At 51.8% G+C, this 18693-nt stretch carries 16 protein-coding genes; 7 read left to right on the forward strand and 9 right to left on the reverse strand.

The features are described from left to right. Window positions 1–79 precede the first annotated feature (79 nt). The 3 genes from O6944_12155 to efp all read right to left on the reverse strand — a co-directional run bounded on the left by O6944_12155 (window position 80) and on the right by efp (window position 3792). Window positions 80–2017, reverse strand: coding sequence for an ATP-dependent DNA helicase (locus O6944_12155; GenBank protein ID MCZ6719888.1), 1938 nt, complete (start codon window positions 2015–2017; stop codon window positions 80–82). A 121-nt stretch (window positions 2018–2138) separates the two neighbouring features. Beyond that, on the reverse strand, window positions 2139–3134 hold the full coding sequence (gene epmA / locus O6944_12160; protein ID MCZ6719889.1) for an EF-P lysine aminoacylase EpmA: 996 nt from the start codon (window positions 3132–3134) through the stop codon (window positions 2139–2141). Between the two features lie 82 nt (window positions 3135–3216). Continuing rightward, window positions 3217–3792 carry an elongation factor P gene (gene efp / locus O6944_12165; GenBank protein MCZ6719890.1) on the reverse strand — a complete coding sequence of 192 codons (576 nt, stop codon included), beginning with the start codon at window positions 3790–3792 and terminating at the stop codon, window positions 3217–3219. A gap of 64 nt (window positions 3793–3856) precedes the next feature. Here efp and epmB point away from each other — a divergent pair, with 64 nt between their 5' ends. Beyond that, complete coding sequence (gene epmB, locus O6944_12170) at window positions 3857–4855, forward strand: EF-P beta-lysylation protein EpmB (GenBank protein MCZ6719891.1); 999 nt, start codon at window positions 3857–3859, stop codon at window positions 4853–4855. On the opposite strand, the gene htpX is transcribed toward epmB, so the two are convergent. From htpX to O6944_12200, 6 genes are all read right to left on the reverse strand, one after another. Beyond that, entirely contained in the window at window positions 4852–5739 is an 888-nt protein-coding gene (htpX, locus tag O6944_12175) for a protease HtpX (GenBank protein MCZ6719892.1), read from the reverse strand. The genes epmB and htpX overlap by 4 nt on opposite strands. A gap of 87 nt (window positions 5740–5826) precedes the next feature. Beyond that, on the reverse strand, window positions 5827–8076 hold the full coding sequence (gene parC / locus O6944_12180; GenBank protein ID MCZ6719893.1) for a DNA topoisomerase IV subunit A: 2250 nt from the start codon (window positions 8074–8076) through the stop codon (window positions 5827–5829). A gap of 72 nt (window positions 8077–8148) precedes the next feature. Next, a complete protein-coding gene (parE, locus tag O6944_12185) occupies window positions 8149–10038 on the reverse strand; it encodes a DNA topoisomerase IV subunit B (GenBank protein ID MCZ6719894.1) in 1890 nt (629 codons plus the stop codon). A gap of 250 nt (window positions 10039–10288) precedes the next feature. Then, a complete protein-coding gene (locus O6944_12190) occupies window positions 10289–10885 on the reverse strand; it encodes a DUF3501 family protein (protein ID MCZ6719895.1) in 597 nt (198 codons plus the stop codon). Between the two features lie 63 nt (window positions 10886–10948). Further along, entirely contained in the window at window positions 10949–12295 is a 1347-nt protein-coding gene (locus tag O6944_12195) for a heterodisulfide reductase-related iron-sulfur binding cluster (GenBank protein MCZ6719896.1), read from the reverse strand. A 126-nt stretch (window positions 12296–12421) separates the two neighbouring features. Next, window positions 12422–12838 (reverse strand): rubrerythrin family protein, encoded by a 417-nt coding sequence (locus O6944_12200; GenBank protein MCZ6719897.1) that lies wholly within the window; start codon window positions 12836–12838, stop codon window positions 12422–12424. Window positions 12839–13077: 239 nt separating this feature from the next. Between O6944_12200 and O6944_12205 the strand changes: the two genes are divergently transcribed. The 6 genes from O6944_12205 to O6944_12230 form a co-directional block, all read left to right on the forward strand. Continuing rightward, window positions 13078–13326 (forward strand): exodeoxyribonuclease VII small subunit, encoded by a 249-nt coding sequence (locus tag O6944_12205; GenBank protein ID MCZ6719898.1) that lies wholly within the window; start codon window positions 13078–13080, stop codon window positions 13324–13326. Window positions 13327–13331: 5 nt separating this feature from the next. Further along, window positions 13332–14222, forward strand: a complete 891-nt coding sequence (ispA, locus tag O6944_12210; GenBank protein MCZ6719899.1) for a (2E,6E)-farnesyl diphosphate synthase — start codon at window positions 13332–13334, stop codon at window positions 14220–14222. Window positions 14223–14407: 185 nt separating this feature from the next. Then, the gene (folE2, locus tag O6944_12215; GenBank protein MCZ6719900.1) at window positions 14408–15241 is read left to right on the forward strand and encodes a GTP cyclohydrolase FolE2; all 834 of its coding nucleotides are present in this window, start codon (window positions 14408–14410) and stop codon (window positions 15239–15241) included. A gap of 444 nt (window positions 15242–15685) precedes the next feature. Further along, complete coding sequence (locus O6944_12220) at window positions 15686–16279, forward strand: nicotinamidase (protein ID MCZ6719901.1); 594 nt, start codon at window positions 15686–15688, stop codon at window positions 16277–16279. Then, entirely contained in the window at window positions 16279–17619 is a 1341-nt protein-coding gene (locus tag O6944_12225) for a nicotinate phosphoribosyltransferase (GenBank protein MCZ6719902.1), read from the forward strand. The genes O6944_12220 and O6944_12225 overlap by 1 nt, the downstream gene beginning before the upstream one ends. Window positions 17620–17907: 288 nt before the next feature. Next, window positions 17908–18693, forward strand: a 786-nt coding sequence (locus O6944_12230; protein ID MCZ6719903.1) for a hypothetical protein, incomplete at its 3' end; no start/stop codon positions are given.

An 18693-nucleotide genomic window follows, 5' to 3' on the forward strand; every position in this document is an offset into this window, starting at 1 on the left:
GGTAACGATGATGGCCTTAGAAAGACATAGATCCACTCACTCCGGATTGGCTCGCCGGTAAGCAACATGCACAAGCCAATCAAGCCTTGGCTCTGATTTCGCTGGATTTATTCTCCGAAAGGAATCGACGTACATCTTTAATATCGCGCGTCTGGGGCATCGGCGGAAGGCCGTCAAGAAACACGTGCCCATAGCCACGCGTAAACAGGCGAGGGTCACACAACACCAGCACACCTCGATCGCGCACGTCTCGAATGAGTCGGCCTACCCCCTGTTTTAAGGCAATCACCGCCTGAGGTAGCTGAAACTCGATAAAAGGATCACGGCCCTGACTCTGCATCCTGCTAATTCGCGCCTGGAGGATCGGATCCTCAGGCGACGCAAACGGAAGTTTATCGATAATAACGCACGACAGCGCCTCGCCTCTAACGTCAACACCTTCCCAAAAACTGCTTGTGCCCAATAAAACCGCGTTGTTTAGCGCTCGGAAGCGTCGTAGCAATTCAGATCGGGGCCCCTCGCCCTGCACGATCAAGGGAAACTTGATACGGCCTTCAAGAAGCCCCCTCCCTTCACTCAGTGCACGGTGACTTGTAAAGAGCAGAAAGGCTCGACCTTGGCTTGCCTTAAGTACCGGTAACGCCGCATTGATCACGGCCGCTGTATAGCTTGGATCCCTTGGATCAGGCATGGGGTCGGGAATGTATAGCAAGGTTTGTGTTTCGTAATCATAAGGGCTATCCCAACGCAACATCTCGGCTTCATTGAGACCCAGTTGGCTTGTGAAATGTCGGAAGTCGCTACCGATCGCGAGCGTTGCGGAAGTGAAAATCCAAGCACACTGATAAGCGTTAAGCCGGGACTGAAAGGCCTCGGAGATATCCAGGGGTGTCTCATACAAACGAAAGCCCCGCCCGCGGGTCTCATACCACTGGATATGGTCATTCTCATGCACATCTGCAAACAGGTTGAGTTGCGCCAGGAGCAATGCACATCGTCGGCCACAGCTCTCAAGGACTTTTGCCCGCTCCGCGAGTGGTTCAAGTTCGGACTGCAAATGTGCAAGCATTGCCTTTAGCGACGCCAACGCCTCACTTACCGCATGGTCGGCTTTGGCTTGCTCCCAGGCAGCTCGGTGATCGTTGCTGCCCAGGGTGAGACGCAATTCAGCCACCGTTTTCTCCAGTGCGCCGCACGCCTCTGTGAAGGTTGGCACGTCACGTGCTTCGCTTAAATACGCGTTTTTACTGTCGCGCGCCAATTCAATCACCTGGCGACTACTTAATGCAATCCCAAAGAACGCAGACGCTGCCTCGGGCAGCTGATGCGCCTCATCAAAAATCACGGCTTCTGCCCCTGGAAGCACTTCGCCAAACCCTTCATCGCGCAGCGCCATATCCGCAAGAAACAAGTGATGGTTCACCACCAAGATTTCTGCTTCGTTCGCCTCACGACGAGCCTTTACCACATAACAGTCATTAAATAACGGACATTCTTGGCCCAGGCAGTTATCGGCCGTGGACGTCACGTGTGGCCACACCGACGCGTCTTCAGGAATATCCACGAGTTCCGCACGATCACCCGTTTGGGTTCTCCCGGCCCATGCCTTTATGCTTTGCAGGTCAGCACTCACTTGCGGAGACAGAAAACCGGCTTCGATCTCCGCCTGGCCAAGGCGGTGCAGGCAGAGATAGTTCGCGCGTCCCTTAAGCAATGCCACATGCACAGGTATCGCCAGCGCCGCGCGGACAACTGGCAGGTCACGATGAAATAGTTGATCTTGGAGATGCTTGGTACCCGTAGAGACGATGACCTTCTTTCCCGACATCAGTGCGGGAACAAGATAGGCGAAGGTCTTGCCCGTGCCCGACCCGGCCTCACAGACAAGCATGCCATACTGATTGAGGGTGCGGGCGATGGCCTCTGCCATCTCCTGCTGCTGGGGGCGCGCGGCGAAACCCTCCACATGCTGCACCAGGGGACTGCGCGCGGAGAGAAATTCGGCGGGGGTTAGCATAAAGCAGCCTGTTATGAACGAGACAGCACAACGTTCGATGATGCTATTCTATTGTAACGAGTTTTTGCGTCGGTTTTGGTGAAATCGGGCTATTTCACTGCACAAGAGCTCGGCTCGTGCGTTATGCTTGTCCCACTGGAAATGGCAATACGTCGGCGACATCAGAGACGCCTGCGTGTACCATGACGAGCCGGTCGAACCCCAACGCCACGCCAGCACACGGAGGAAGCCCGCTGTCGACGGCCGCCAAATAGCGCTCATCCCAAGGTACCGCATCGCTGCCGCGCTGGCGTCGTTTTGACAGGTCACGGTTGAATCGGCGCCTGTGTTCCGCTGGATCGGTGAGCTCACTCGCCCCATTAGCGATTTCTATCCCTCCCATAAACAATTCGAATCGTTCAGATACCGCCGCATTAGCCGGGGAGATGTCGGCCAATGTTGCTTGACTCGCTGGATAGTCGTAGATGAACGTCAAACAGTCTTTTCCCAACGTGGGCGCAACCTGATTCACAAGTATAAAGTCGAGATACGTGTCGCGGTCATCTCCACGGGGGTTACCCGACTTGAGCCCATGAGCTAGGGCATAGTTACGCAATTCCAATACCGATGCATCATGTGGATCGAAGCCTGTTTGTCTCCTAAAGCCTTCTGCATAGGTGAGGCGTTGCGATGCCACCGTGCCCGTTAGTTGACTTACCAACATCTCGACCTCATCCATGAGCGCCACGTAATTGATACCTGGACGGTACCACTCAATCATCGTGAATTCTGGATTGTGTAAACGCCCCTGTTCGCCGTCTCTGAAAACCTTGGTGATCTGATAGATTGCACCCGACCCACTTGCAAGTAATCGTTTCATCGCAAATTCAGGGGACGTATGCAGATATAGCATCCTGTCAGCCGCGCCGTAAGGTGGCGTATAGTGTGTGTGCAGGCTCTGGATGTTCGGATCACTTACTGTCGCTTGACAGAGTATGGGTGTTTCCACCTCCATAACACCATGCGCTCTAAAAAATGCACGCGCTTTTGCAAGCATCTCAGCGCGCAGCGCTAAGTGCTCCAGTGAAGCGCTCGGACGCCAGCTTTCTATGCTTTCTTCTTCGATTCGGGAACTCATACCACCTCTAACGATAGACAAGAGAAAATACTTCTCACTGGTTGCGAGTCCTTTGTTCGTCTTAATTGTGCAGTTCCAAGAGTCATGGGGAATCTTTGGCTCGTGCTACGTACTCGCCCGTGCGCGTATCGATCTTTATCACCTCCCCCACTTGAATAAAGAATGGGACTTTTACGACTGCCCCTGTTTCTAGCGTCGCGGGTTTGCTGCCGCCACTTGAGGTATCGCCGCGAACCCCGGGATCCGTGGCGCTAACGACCAGTGTGACAAAATTGGGTGGTAATACCGAGAGCGGTTGTCCATTCCACAACGTCACCAGACACATCTCCTGTCCTTTTAACCATTTGGCTGTATCACCCATAGCGGTACTGTCCCTAGAGTACTGCTCATAGGATGCTGGATCCATAAAATGCCACATCGCACCGTCACTGTATAAATACTGCATTTCCACATCGATGACATCAGCCCCTTCAACACTCTCGGCTGATTTAAATGTTTTTTCCACAACACGACCAGTTTTCAAATTCCGTAACTTGACCCGATTGAAGGCCTGCCCTTTCCCCGGTTTAACGAACTCGTTTTCTAATATCGTATAAGGATCGCCATCGATGATTAGTTTGAGCCCGCTCTTGAATTCGTTAGTGCTGTATGTCGTCATATTACGTTCTTAGCCTAGTATCCTAAGTCATGAAAGTTTTATGATAACGTGAATGCGAGCCCCTATGCAGTCTGACGGATGGCAAGCGGAACTGCGACAGGCGGTGTCCAACATAGAGGAACTGTTGACGATGCTCGACCTGTCTCCACAGCAGCTCCATCTGTCGGAGAAGGGCCAACAGGACTTTCCTTTGAGAGTACCACGTGGCTACGTCTCCCGAATGCGTAAAGGTGATCCCGAGGATCCCTTACTGCGTCAGGTCCTGCCGATCGTGAATGAGGATGATCGTGTGCCGGGATTTAGCCATGATCCCGTTGGCGATTTATCCGCTCAGACTGTTCCCGGCGTTTTGCACAAATACCATGGACGCGCACTCCTTGTGACCACCGGTGCATGCGCTGTGCACTGTCGCTACTGCTTTCGCCGCCATTTTCCCTACGCCGCATCGAACGCGGCCACCGGGCACTGGCAGTTAGCGCTGGCATACATTCAAAAGGATCAATCAATTAAGGAGGTCATCTTGAGCGGGGGTGATCCCCTATCCTTGTCTGACGCGCGCCTTGAATACCTCGCGGCGAAGATCGCTCAGATCCCGCATGTCATACGCATGCGAATTCACACACGACTACCTATCGTGGTGCCTGAACGAGTCGATAAGACCTTGCTTGACTGGCTGTGCGGGACCCGCCTGCAACCCATCGTGGTCCTACATGCAAACCATGCCAATGAAATAGATGAATCGGTGTCGCGGGCGACCGCACGCTTTCGAGAACGCGGTGTCACATTGCTGAATCAGTCTGTGTTGTTGCGAGGCGTTAATGACAGCGTTCAAGCGCTGGTGGATCTCAGCGAGTCCCTTTTTTTTAATGGAGTGCTGCCCTATTACCTCCACCTGCTCGACCCGGTGCAAGGCGCGGCGCATTTCGACGTGGATCGCCAAAGAGCGCTTTATTTAGTTGACGGCGTGCGCGCTCGCCTTCCCGGCTACCTCGTGCCACGGCTGGTGCGCGAGCAGCCAGGGGCACCCCACAAAATACCCGCTGAACTTCTGGCAAATGATTAGTACGGCGCGCTCCGCAAGGCCTCGATCCGCGCATCCAGCGGCGGATGTGTTGAAAAGAGCCGAGCCAGCCCCTGACGAAACTGACCGGAAATGCCAAAGGCTGCCATTTGATTCGGAAGTGGCGGCTGGCCCATCGCGGAGCGCAAGCGCTCCAAAGCTTTGATCATCTTGTCACGGCGCGCCAGCCGGGCCCCGCCGGCATCTGCTCTGAATTCTCTACGGCGGCTAAACCACAATACAATCGTGCTCGCCAATATCCCCAAAACGATTTGCGCCACAATCGTAGTTATCCAATAACCGGGGCCATGGCCCCGCTGAGTCTTAAAGACGACCCGGTCCACAACATGACCAATCACATAGGAGAAGAACACGACGAACGTGTTCACGACCCCTTGGATCAGCGCGAGTGTCACCATGTCGCCGTTGGCAAGGTGTGAGACCTCGTGACCGAGCACAGCTTCCGCTTCGTCGCGATTCATACTGGCTAAAAGCCCTGTGCTAACCGCTACCATCGCTTTATTGCGGTTCATCCCGGTTGCAAAGGCATTGAGGTGAGATGCCTCGTAGATTGCAACGTCGGGCATGCCGATCCCCGACTCACGTGCCTGCCTCGCAACGGTGTCCACGAGCCACGCCTCTGTCGCATTAGCAGGCCGCTGAATCACCTGCGCGCCGGTCGCGCGCCTGGCCATCCACTTGGACAGGGCCAGCGACATGAACGAGCCCGTCATGCCAATGACCACCGCCATGACTAACAGCGCTTTTAGGTTCAGGTCAATGCCTTGCTCATCGAGGACGCCTTGTATCCCGAAGATCGTCATGACGATGCTCAGCACGGCGATAATCGCCAAGTTAGTGGCAAGAAAGAGGCCAATACGTAACATCATTACACTCCTAAGGGGAAACTCGCGTTATAGGATAATATTGAAACAAGCCTGTTTTCGAACACCGCCTGTCCACATGGATTCAAGTCAAGCGGGCTCCATCAATGTCACACGTCGGAAGCCCCGGGGCAGGACGCGCCCCCGCTGTGCGCGCTCACCCATGTAATGCTCAAGATCCGCGCTTTTCAACGTCAAGTGGCGCTGGCCCGAATGCAGGATTAACGCTCCGTCATCCGGCACAACAGTCACAGCGGACACGATCTCGTCGCGAGCTGCCAACTTAGCAGATGGAATCTGGATAATCTTTAGCCCTTTGCCCTTGGAAAGCCTTGGCAACTCGTTAAGCGGAAAGACCAAAAGCCTGCCCTGCGTCGTCACCGCGGCGATGCGGTCAGATTCAAAGTCTGAAACGGCAGCCGGTGTCAGCACTTTAGCTCTGTCCGGTACACGCAAGACGGCCTTGCCCGCCTTATTCTTAGCGTAAAGCGCCTCAAGGCTGGCGACAAGCCCGTAACCCACATCGGTTGCGAGCAGATACAGGGCATCCGGCTGCCCAAGCATCACCCCCTCGAATCTCGCCCCTTCCGGTGGTGTCAACCGCCCCGAAAGAGGCTCGCCCATTCCGCGTGCAGAAGGAAGCGAGTGGCCTGGAATTGAATAGCTACGGCCGGTCGAATCCACAAAAACGGCTAACTCGTTGCTTCGGCCACGGGCGGCAGACTTATATCGATCGCCCGCCAGGTAGTTTAAAGCAGGGGCGTCAATCTCGTGGCCCTTGGCTGATCTAATCCACCCCTTGTCCGACAAGATCACCGTTATCGCCTCTGACGGGATTAAGGCAGTTTCATCCAGCATCTGTGCCTGTTCTCGCTCAACAAGGGGTGAGCGACGCTCATCACCAAAGCGTTCCACATCACTTTGGATCTCTTGAAGGATCACTTTTTTTAGGCGTTGCTTTGACTTGAGTGCTTTGTCGAGCTCCCCTTTCTCCTTCGACAACTCCTTTTGCTCATCACGTATCTTCATTTCTTCGAGCTTGGCAAGCTGGCGAAGCTTAAGTTCCAGGATCGCTTCGGCTTGCTCATCATCGAGCTTGAAGCGTGCCATTAAAACCCGCTTGGGTTTATCTTTCTTGCGAATAATGGCAATCACTGTGTCGACATTGCCGTAAACAGTCCTGAACCCATCAAGGATGTGCAGGCGGCTAACTACCTCTTCCAGGCGGTGCTTCAAGCGCCGGCGGACGGTTTCAGTCCTGAATGCCAGCCACTCGGAGAGGATCGCTTTCAGCCCCTTGACCTGGGGCCGCCCGTTCATGCCAATCACATTAACGTTCACGCGGTAGCTGCGCTCTAGATCTGTACTTGCAAAGAGATGCCCCATCAGCTGATCCACGTTGACTCTGTTTGAACGCGGAACAAGTACTAATCGTGTCGGATTCTCGTGATCGGATTCATCGCGCAGGTCTTCCAGCATAGGCAGTTTCTTTGCATTCATCTGGCCTGCGATCTGTTCTAAGATTTTGGTTCCCGAACTCTGGTAGGGCAGCGCATTAACAATAATATTACCTTCCTCGCGTTCAAAACGAGCCCGAATGCGAATTGATCCCATACCTGTCTCATACATTTCTAAAATATCGGTACGCGGTGTAACGATTTCAGCATCAGTTGGAAAATCAGGACCTTTTATATGTTCACAAAGTTGTTTGACAGTGGCCTTGGGATCCTCGAGCAAGCGAATACACGCGCTTGCCACTTCTTTCAGGTTATGGGGTGGAATATCCGTGGCCATACCGACTGCGATCCCGGTGGTCCCGTTAAGAAGGATATGGGGTAAGCGTGCCGGAAGGATTTTGGGTTCACGAAGGGTGCTGTCAAAATTAGGCACCCAGTCGACGGTGCCAAAACTAATCTCCTCAAGTAACAGTCCCGCGAATTCGGTCAGCTTGGCTTCGGTATAGCGCATCGCAGCAAACGATTTGGGATCGTCCATGGAGCCCCAATTACCCTGCCCATCAATGAGCGGATAGCGATACGAAAAAGACTGGGCCATGAGTACCATCGCCTCGTAGCAGGCAGCATCTCCATGCGGATGATACTTGCCGATTACATCGCCGATGGTGCGAGCTGATTTCTTGTATTTTGCGCTCGCCTTCAGCGCCAGTTCCGACATGGCATAGATGATTCGCCGCTGTACGGGCTTGAGTCCATCCCCAATGTGCGGAAGCGCACGATCGAGGATAACGTACATGGAGTAATCGAGGTACGCCTGCTCAGCAAACTGTTGTACAGCCTGGTGCTCGATGTTTTCGGGAATCAACTCGTGGCTCATATTAATTTATACTTTATGAAATTAAGCGGTTTAAATGTACGATAAATTGCATGTCATAGTCTGGCTAAATAAGAATGATTATAAATTGGCGAGATCGCCCTTCGTTTCGATCCATTTTTTGCGATCAGAGCTGCGTTTTTTACCGAGCAGCATGTCCATGACATTATCAACTTTTTTCGATGCGCCGATCGTAAGTTGAACCAAACGACGTGTGTCTGGCGCCATGGTCGTTTCACGCAACTGCATGGGATTCATTTCGCCGAGTCCTTTAAACCGCTGCACATTCACCTTTCCTTTAATTTTTTCTGCGGCGATCCGATCAAGGATGCCCTGTTTTTCTTCATCATCCAGCGCGTAAAAAACATCCTTCCCCACGTCGATACGGTATAACGGGGGCATGGCAACATATATATGACCTGCCGCTACGAGCGATCGAAAGTGACGTACGAATAATGCACATAATAATGTTGCAATATGGGCCCCGTCGGAGTCTGCATCTGCGAGAATACAAATCTTCCCATAACGTAGATTTTTAAGATCACTTGAACCAGGATCGACACCAATTGCCATTGCGATGTCATGGATCTCTTGTGATGCCAGAACCTCTGAAGAATCGATCTCCCAGGTGTTAAGTATCTTGCCGCGCAGGGGCATGATTGCCTGAAATTCACGATCACGGGCTTGTTTAGCGGATCCGCCCGCTGAATCACCTTCTAAAAGAAAGAGTTCTGTAACATTGAGATCCTGGGACGCACAGTCGGCCAGCTTCCCCGGTAGTGAAGGGCCTGTACCGAGCTTTTTGCGGGTCACCTTTTTAATGGCCCGCAACCGTTTCTGGGCACGACTAATCACGAGTTCAGCAATGCGCTCACCAATCTCCACATGAGTATGCAACCACAAACTCAATGCATCTCTGACGACGCCTGACACAAACGCTGCGCACGCGCGAGATGTGAGACGTTCCTTGGTTTGTCCGGTAAACTGAGGATCTTGAAGTTTCACTGATAGGATGTAACAGCACCGCTCCCATACATCATCGGCGCCAAGTTTGACGCCCCGCGGTAAAAGACTGCGGAATTCACAAAACTCTCGTATAGCTTCCAACAAACCGGTACGGAGCCCATTCGTATGGGTGCCGCCTTGTGATGTCGGAACGAGATTAACGTAGCTTTCCGTGATCGTCTCCCCTTCCTCTGGCAACCAGTGCACCACCCAGTCGACAGCTTCCGTTTCGCCTTCCATGCTGCCGGTAAAAGCTTCCTTGGGAATCATTTCCAAATCGGAAAGTGCATCGGTCAGATAAGTCTTGAGTCCATCCTCATAGTACCAATCCGCTTTCTCGCCCGATGCTTCATTCTTAAAAATCACTCTTAATCTCGAACACAGAATCGCCTTAGCGCGAAGGATATGCTTGAGGCGGGGAATAGAGAATTTGACTGAGTCGAAATACCGCGGATCAGGCAAGAAACGAATTTTCGTGCCAGTATTCTGCTTTCCCACGCTCCCAACAACCTTTAAGTTGAATTTTCTCTCGCCGTTCTTGAAGGTCATGTAATATTCCTTGCCACCGCGTTTCACCCAGACTTCCAGGTTTTTTGAGAGCGCATTGACCACCGATACACCGACGCCGTGAAGCCCACCGGAAAATCGATAATTCTTTTGCGAAAATTTTGCGCCAGCATGAAGTCGTGCGAGGATCACCTCAACGCCTGTGATTTTCTCTCCGGGGTGCACATCAACAGGCATGCCACGTCCATTATCGGCTACCGTCATAGAACCATCCGAATGCACAATTACCTCAACTTTGCTTGCATACCCTGCAATCGCTTCGTCAACACTGTTGTCAATCACTTCCTGCGCCAAATAGTTTGGACGAGTTGTATCCGTGTACATGCCCGGGCGCTTGCGCACCGGCTCCAAACCGGTCAGCACCTCAATATCCGCCGCTTTGTAGTTTGAACGTGCCAGGTCGCGGTCCCTCTTACAAATAGTATCCTATGAAAAGTTGATGATCTTTACGATAACGGACGGGTAAATGATTCATCGACCCACAATCGCTTTCTGCAATGTGGCCACATGTGCGATCGAGTGAAAAAAGAGTCAATGACGGGGATAAGCTAAGATCTACACAAGACCAACAGGTTTCTATCTCAGCCAGCCAGAAAAAGCAAGCCCAGAAGCGAGCCTCGCCTAGATGCAATTAATTGAACTGGGGAAACTAATCTAGATCTCTTATCAGCGATGCACGCACGTCTTCTGCAATGGAATCTACTTTGTGCAGATAGTTCTCATGTTCGATCCCGATACCAACGTGGCTACCTGATTTGAGGTCGCGTATCATATCGGGTGTTAATTCAAAACGAACAAAGTGTACGGACGAGGTCTTGGATTCATCCTCCCGTTCCAGATCTTCATCGGCGGTTGCCCATACAGGATCATGGTTACCAACCTTTACCCATACCCGATCTTCCACGCCAATAAGCTGGGCGAGCGCACTCGTGCGCTCGCCGACATCTTCGTATTCAAGCATCATCGTAGCCTTCCAGTTGCTGCCATCCGGAATTAATGGATTATAGGTGTCAAGTTCAGCTTGGATCTCGTCTTTTGCAAAGATTCGTTCAACTCGCAACATTTCCTGAACTTGGTACTGAATGGTTAGCCGATCCTCGAAATACAACGTGGCGTTCGGTCCAACATGGACCTTGCGATCCTTCTTATGAGCCATTACTTCCGCGCGAAATTGTGCCCGATCCGCCGCGTATTCCTCCAAAGAATACAGATCTTGTCGGATTATCGTCTTCAATATTGACGACATTTTCCAACTATAGCTGCATTCTAGACGCAGCAAAATGAATCTTCAGGTGCTGGTACAAAAGCACTAAATGCCGTAGGCATTCCGAAATAACGCCAACGGGTGTTCGGGTTTCATTCCACCACTCAATCCATTTTCTATCTGATGTCCCGCCATCGGGCAGTCACTGGCATAGTGATCGGACCTGCTTTCCTGCAGTCGTGAAATTACCGGCTTACAAATTTTCATTGACGGTTTATGGAATTCTTTCTTTACCGCGTAAGTACCATTGTGCCCAGAGCAACGTTGAATCGTCTCCACCGTCGTTCCCGGGATTAGCTGTAATGCTTCGCGGGTCTTTAATCCAATGTTCTGTACACGCAAGTGACAGGCCGCGTGGTAAAAGATCTTGCCCAGCGGGTTCGAAAAATCAGTCCGCAGTTTATTGGCCTTATGACGTAACATTAGATATTCAAAAGGATCAAACATGGCATCGCGGATTTTTCTTACGTTAGGGTCGTCTGGAAACAATAAGGGCAATTCTTGCTTGAACATCAACACACACGAGGGTACGGGCGCCACGATATCCCAGCCTTCATCCACTAGCCGGGTCAATACGGCAATATTCGTCTTCTTTGCGCGGGCAACGGCATCCAGATCACCCAATTCGAGCATTGGCATCCCGCAGCACCGCTCCTTGCTAGCTAATGTGACTGGAATACCATTGTGCGCAAATATTGTTATCAGATCTTCGCCGAGCTGCGGTTCATTTCGGTTGCCATAGCAAGTCACAAATAGCGCAACCTTTCCCTGGGTGGTTTCTGTCGGCTCAGGAATGATATGTGCCGGCTTACTCCGCTTTCGCCGCCTACGAAACGTATCGCTATGATATGTTGGTAGCAAGGCCTCCCGATGAACGCCCAGAGTCTTCTCCATCACTTTACGGGCAGACGGGTTCTTGTTTGCTGCATTGACAATCTCTGCAACAACCGGGATCCCGGCTAGCCTTCCGACAACATCCGTAGAACTCAGGATCTTGTCACGGGCACGCGTTTTCCCTTTCTTATATTTCACTGCCTTGGCCCGCAGCATGAGGTGAGGAAAGTCCACATTCCAAGGATGAGGTGGTACATAGGGGCACTTAGTCATAAAACACAAATCACAAAGATAGCAGTGGTCAACGACCTGCCAATAGTCTTTCTTTGCCACGCCGTCTATTTCCATAGTCTCCGATTCATCAATAAGGTCGAAAAGGGTTGGAAACGCGTTGCAGAGACTTACGCAACGCCGGCAGCCGTGACAGATATCAAACACCCTGTCAAATTCCTTGACCAGGGTTTCTTCATTATAGAAATCGGGATCTTGCCAATTGATTGGATGGCGCATCGGCGCCTTAAGACTGCCTTCGCTCTGTTCGTCTCGCAGTTTAGACATGGTTCATTAACCGTAGATTGCACGCCCTTGCTGAAAACCAAGATCTAGGCGCATACAACGACGAAGCCGGGCATGGGATCCCGCCTCCTTACGCATCAGCATACAACACAGCTCTGCGCTCTGCCGCTAGTCTAATGTCTCCAGGGCTTTCTTGAATCGATTGGCGTGTGAGCGCTCAGCCTTGGCAAGGGTCTCGAACCAATCGGCAATCTCATCGAGGTTTTCTTCGCGTGCGGTCTTTGCCATGCCGGGATACATATCGGTGTACTCATAGGTTTCCCCTGCAATGGCCGACTTAAGATTGTCTTCAGTTGCACCAATCGGTAACCCAGTTACGGGATCACCGATAGCCTCTAGGTATTCCAGATGCCCATGGGCATGCCCGGTCTCCCCTTCCGCGGTGGAGCGGAAGACGGCGGAAACATCGTTGTAGCCCTCCACATCGGCCTTCTGGGCGAAATACAAGTACCGGCGGTTGGCCTGGGATTCGCCGGCGAATGCGTCTTTCAAATTCTCTTCTGTCTTGCTGCCTTGGAGTGACATGAATTTCCTCCTCCGGATTTTCGTCAGTTAGCCGAGCCGTATCGGCCCTTTTGGCGCGGAATTTAGACTAATTCTAAAAGCCGATAAAATTTACACCACATCCTCTACCCTGTCAACGGCAACTGTTATTAGAATCCCTTATTGGAACCCGTATGATAGACGATCATTGCTACGCGTTCTTGATTGACCGCTTCTCACAGGGTGCGTTAACGTAGATGCATCTCGAACGGGGACAGACCGTGCCAAAGCAGAAACGAAGTAGCTTTCACTTCGAGCGTGCCCTCGGAGAGCTGGAGAAACTGGTTGAGAAGATGGAGGGAGGGGATTTGAGCCTGGAAGAATCTCTTAAACATTTTGAGCGGGGCATCGAGCTAACAAGGGCCTGCCAGAAGGCACTCGCCGAAGCCGAGCAAAAAGTACAGATCCTGCTGGAAAAGGAAGGGAAGACGGAGCTTGAGCCCTTCAGTCCAGACGACGATATCGATTAGTCCCCATGCCGCTTGCGGAACTTATGGAGGAATACAGATCCTGCGTAGAGAGGGCGCTTGACCACTGGCTTCCGGCAAGCACCATTCAGCCGACCGATTTGCACAAGGCAATGCGGTATGCGGTCCTCGGCGATGGAAAGCGGATAAGGCCCATACTCGTTTACATCTCCGGTCAAGCGCTTAGTGTCGAAACAACTGCGTTGGACGGACCCGCGTGTGCAGTCGAGTTTATACATGCCTATTCCCTGATTCACGATGACCTTCCCGCGATGGATGACGATGATTTGCGCCGTGGGAGACCAACGTGTCACAAGGCCTTCGATGAAGCGACGGCAATTCTTGCAGGCGACGCGCTACAGGCGCTCGCCTTTCACGTTTTATCCTACGATTACCACATCACTGTCGACGCGGAGCAACGCCTTAGGATGATTGATACATTGGCGCAAGCAAGCGGTTCGCGCGGAATGGCCGGTGGACAAGCCATTGATCTCGCCGCAGTCGGACGCGATTTAAACATCGCGGAGCTCGAGAACATGCACATCCATAAAACCGGGGCGCTAATACGCGCAAGCGTGAAGCTTGGAGCGCTATCCCTCCCCGGCGTAGGAAAAGATTTGCTAGGTGATCTCGAGCATTACGCGAAATGTATCGGTCTCGCATTTCAGATCCGCGATGACATCCTGGACGTCGAAGGTGACACGGCAACCCTCGGAAAACCTCAAGGATCTGATATCGCGCAGAATAAACCTACGTATCCGAACCTGCTCGGGCTAGAAGATGCCAAACAAACCGCAAAAGAATTGCACGAACGAGCGCTGAATAGCCTTAAAGATCTAGGAAAGGAAGCCGACCCGCTGCGCTGGATCGCAGACTATATTGTGGATCGGGATAAATAGTATTTGGACTAGCCTCATGCCCACGGGATTAGTTAACAAAAAGTCGATGCCCCCAGCAACTATAGCGGACACGCACATAAGCGAGTAAAATGTAAGCGAAATGGAACCCACACATATCGGGTCACTCAGGATTAAGCAATTTTCGATGGCGTAGAAGCAACTTATTCATTAAGGAACCCTAGCATATGAATCGACCAGCCCCTCTTATTTCGCCGATCGCCGACCTGCAAAGCAGCACGGATAAACGTCATATCCCTATCGACAAGGTCGGTATTAAAGATATTCGTCATCCGATCGTAATTTCGGATCGAGAAGGTCGTGAACAACATACCGTTGCAACATTCAACATGTATGTGAACCTGCCGCATAGGTTCAAGGGGACACACATGTCCCGTTTTGTCGAAATCCTCAACATGAACGAATACGAAATCACTGTTAAATCCTTCAAACAGATGGTCATCGAAATGACGCATCTATTGAAAGCCGAATCCGGACACATCGAAATGTCTTTCCCGTATTTCGTGATGAAAAGCGCCCCTGTGTCCGGAGTTAAAAGTCTACTAGATTATGAAGTTACGTTTATCGGCCAAATTATGAACGACAATCCAACGGTGCTGGTTAAAGTTATTGTACCGATCACAACACTATGTCCTTGCTCAAAGGAAATTTCCGATTACGGCGCGCATAATCAGCGGTCACACGTAACGGTTTGCGTGCGAACCCGTGATTTCATCTGGATTGAAGAACTGATTGAAATGGTCGAAAAGATCGGATCTGCAGAGCTTTACGGTCTCCTAAAACGTCCGGATGAGAAATTCGTCACCGAGCAGGCTTATAACAACCCCAAATTTGTAGAAGACATTGTTCGCGACGTAGCGCTAAAACTGAATGTCGATGACCGTATTGGTGCCTACTCCGTAGAGTCTGAAAACTTCGAGTCGATTCATAATCACTCCGCATACGCCATGCTGGTTCGAGATAAAGATGCCGACAAGGCAAAAGACTCACTAAAGAAATAGTGTTCAGTGGGGTTTCCTTCTATAGGGCCCCTTATTTGATATTTTCCAATTGGCATTTCCCTCGGCACCGCCTGAACCCTATTTGCTCCACAGAAACTTGATCTAAATCGAGATCAAGCCGACGCGATACGAAATTAATTCACAGCGTCTTTAAGCATCCTGTCGTCAAGCCTTGTTTCCTCCAAGGATCTTGGACCAGTCTCGATAGGCGATGTTCGTATCGTTCTAGCACAACGATCGACAAACCAGACAGAGCAAGCATGGAGCGCATTCTGAAATCAAGAATGCCGCTTTGAATCGGGTCCCTTGGGTAAAATGCACTTATCCCAGGTATCTGGCGATGAACGTAGCTACAAAGACCAGGCCCACATCCCTTTGACCCAATATGGCCGTCGGACTAACATCGACTCTACATCTTGTGCGGTTTACCGATTGGTGATCACCATGAATGAATTGCTCAAACCAACGCCGACAGTCGGCGATGCGTTGATCGTCGTGGATTTGCAGAATGACTTTCTCCCCGGCGGTAGTCTTGCGGTTCCTGAAGGCGAAAAAGTTGTACCGATCATGAACCGTTACATCACACGTTTCGAAAAGGAAGGGCTACCGATCTTTGTGACACGTGACTGGCACCCAGCCGATCATTGCTCTTTCGCTCCCCAGGGCGGCCCCTGGCCTCCCCATTGTGTGGTCAATACGCCAGGCGCCGAGTTTGCGCCGAATTTAGTCATCCCAAAGGATGCCGCAATTATTTCGAAGGCAACCCGAGCGGATAAAGAAGCTTATTCTGATTTTGAAGACACCGATCTAGATAAAGAGTTGCGTAGGCGGCATGTTATGCGTGTTTTCGTCGGGGGCCTTGCCACTGACTACTGCGTGCTCTACACGGTCAGGGACGCTATTAAGAACGGATACGATGTGATACTCCTAGAAGACGCCATACGGGCCGTAAACGTACAGCCCGATGATGGAGACAAAGCGGAAAAAGAGATGTGCGAGCTCGGCGCTCGTCCGATCCAATACGAGATGACTACCTAATGCGCCTTGGCAATAGCCCTCTTCTCACGGATCTTTATCAACTCACGATGCTGCAGGGCTATTTCGATCATGGCATGATTGATCAGGCAGTGTTCGAGTTTTTTGTTCGCAAACTACCTCCAAATCGCAACTTTCTTATCGCAGCAGGCCTTGAACAAGTTCTTCAATTCCTGGAAGGCTTTGCGTTCACTGCCGATGAACTTGATTGGCTGGGCGATTGCGGTCACAACTTTACCAAAGACTTCATTAATTTCTTGGCAGATCTGCGGTTCACCGGTGATGTCCATGCCATGCCAGAAGGCACTATCTTCTTTCCCAGTGAACCGATCCTTCGCGTCACGGCGCCAATGCCCGAGGCTCAAATCGTAGAATCCCGCCTTATCAACCTGCTTCAGTTCCAAACTCTTATCGCATCGAAGGCTGTGCGTTCGGTACTGGCTGCGCCTGGGAAGCTCTTGGTTGATTTCGGCCTGCGGCGCGCCCATGGTGCGGAAGCTGGATTATTGGCTGCGCGCGCCTGCTACATTGTGGGATTCGCCGGGACGGCCACAGTACTTGCAGGGAAAACGTTCGGTATCCCGACCTACGGCACAATGGCACATTCATTCGTCATGGCCCATGATGACGAAGCGATCGCCTTCCAACACTTTGCGGATAGTCAGCCGGAGAATGTCATCCTACTCATCGACACCTACGATGAAGCAGCTGCCATCGAAAAAATCGTCCACTTGGCTCCTACCTTCGAAAAGAATGGGATCATCATCAAAGCGGTACGAATCGACAGTGGCGACCTCTACCAAATAGCCATAACGGTTCGCAAGCTGCTCAACGAAGGTGGCCTTACCGATACCAAGATCTTTGCGAGTGGGGACCTCGATGAAATGGCACTGCAGCGTCTCCTACGCGGTGGAGCCCCTATCGACGGCTTTGGGGTCGGCACCCGCATGGTCACGTCCGAAGATGCCCCGTATCTGAATTGCGCCTACAAATTAGAGGAGTACGCTGGTCAAGCCCGTCGCAAGCGCTCGGCTGGTAAAGAAACATGGCCAGGGCAAAAGCAAGTCTATCGTTTCTATGATTCGGAAAATACCATGAGCCATGATGTGCTCGCACTCGCAGACGACGTACATGAAGGACAGGCCTTATTACAATGCATTATGCAGGGCGGCGAACGAGTATCGCCATCGGAGACACTCAAAGATATCAGAGAACGTACCACGTCATCACTCAGCCGCCTACCGCCAAGCCTAAAGCAGATTGACCAAAGTACGCCGTTCGCGGTCCACATCTCTGCGGCGCTGCAAGGACTCACTCAGGCAGTAGATAAAATGGCTCATTAAATTTCAGAAATCCAGAACCCCGCTCCCCCGAAGCAGCTGACTGCACGCTTAGCAAGCCCTGGCATCACTGAGATCGGCTTTGACGGGCATGGACGCGTCATCGCTTCTGGGCGTGAAAAACAGAAATAATACTAACAAACAATTAATTAGCACCAAATCCTCATACCATTTCTCATATCATGATTTGCCCCAGCGGTGCCGGGCCCACCGCTGGGGCACCCCCTTTTAACCCTTTGTGGGGCTTTCGGCGTTTAAGTCACCAATTCCACGTAACGGCAAGGAGCAACGATGCACACACGATCTTCACTATTCGCCCTGATACTGGGCCTGATCGCACCATTCACGGCCGCTGGCAAGGTGGACCTCGTTATGCTGCCGGAGCGCGATCGGGTTCAACTGACAATCTACAACTCTGCCGACCTAACCCTCGTTCGGGAAGAACGCACCCTGACGCTGAAGAAGGGCATAAACCGCCTCGAGTTTAGCTGGGAGAACACCTTAATTGACCCCACATCCGTTCAACTAAGGGCACCGCAACATGCGGGCCGGGTGCGATTGCTCGAGGTCGCCTTCCCACCAAAGGTCAAAGGAAGTGCGATATGGACCATCAAGTCGGACGTCGACGGTCCGATCCCAGTTGAGATCTCGTTCTTCACGTCCGGCATTTCCTGGCGCGCCTTTTATATGGGCACATTGTCACCCGACGAGCAAATGATGAAGCTTCAGGGCTATGTGCGGATACAAAACCAAAGTGGCGAAGATTATCAGAATGCCGAGACCCGTGTGATCGTCGGCAAGATCCATTTGCTCGATGAAATCGCAGAGCTTGCACGGCGAGAAGCGCCTTATGGAAAGCCAGGATATCCAGAACTGCGCGGCCGCGGATTACTCACCAATGCGTCGGATGAACTTAAGCGCAAGGCTTACAGCCAAATGGCTGTTGCAGAGGGAGCTGCCGACTTAGCTGCAGCGGCCAAATCAATTGTTAAGGAAGGGCTGTCCGAGTATTTCCTCTATACCATCGAGGGTACCGAATCAATTCCGAACGGCTGGGGAAAGCGCTTACCGTCGTTC

The organism is Gammaproteobacteria bacterium, from assembly GCA_027296625.1.
Taxonomy (GTDB): Bacteria; Pseudomonadota; Gammaproteobacteria; order JAKEHO01; family JAKEHO01; genus JAKEHO01.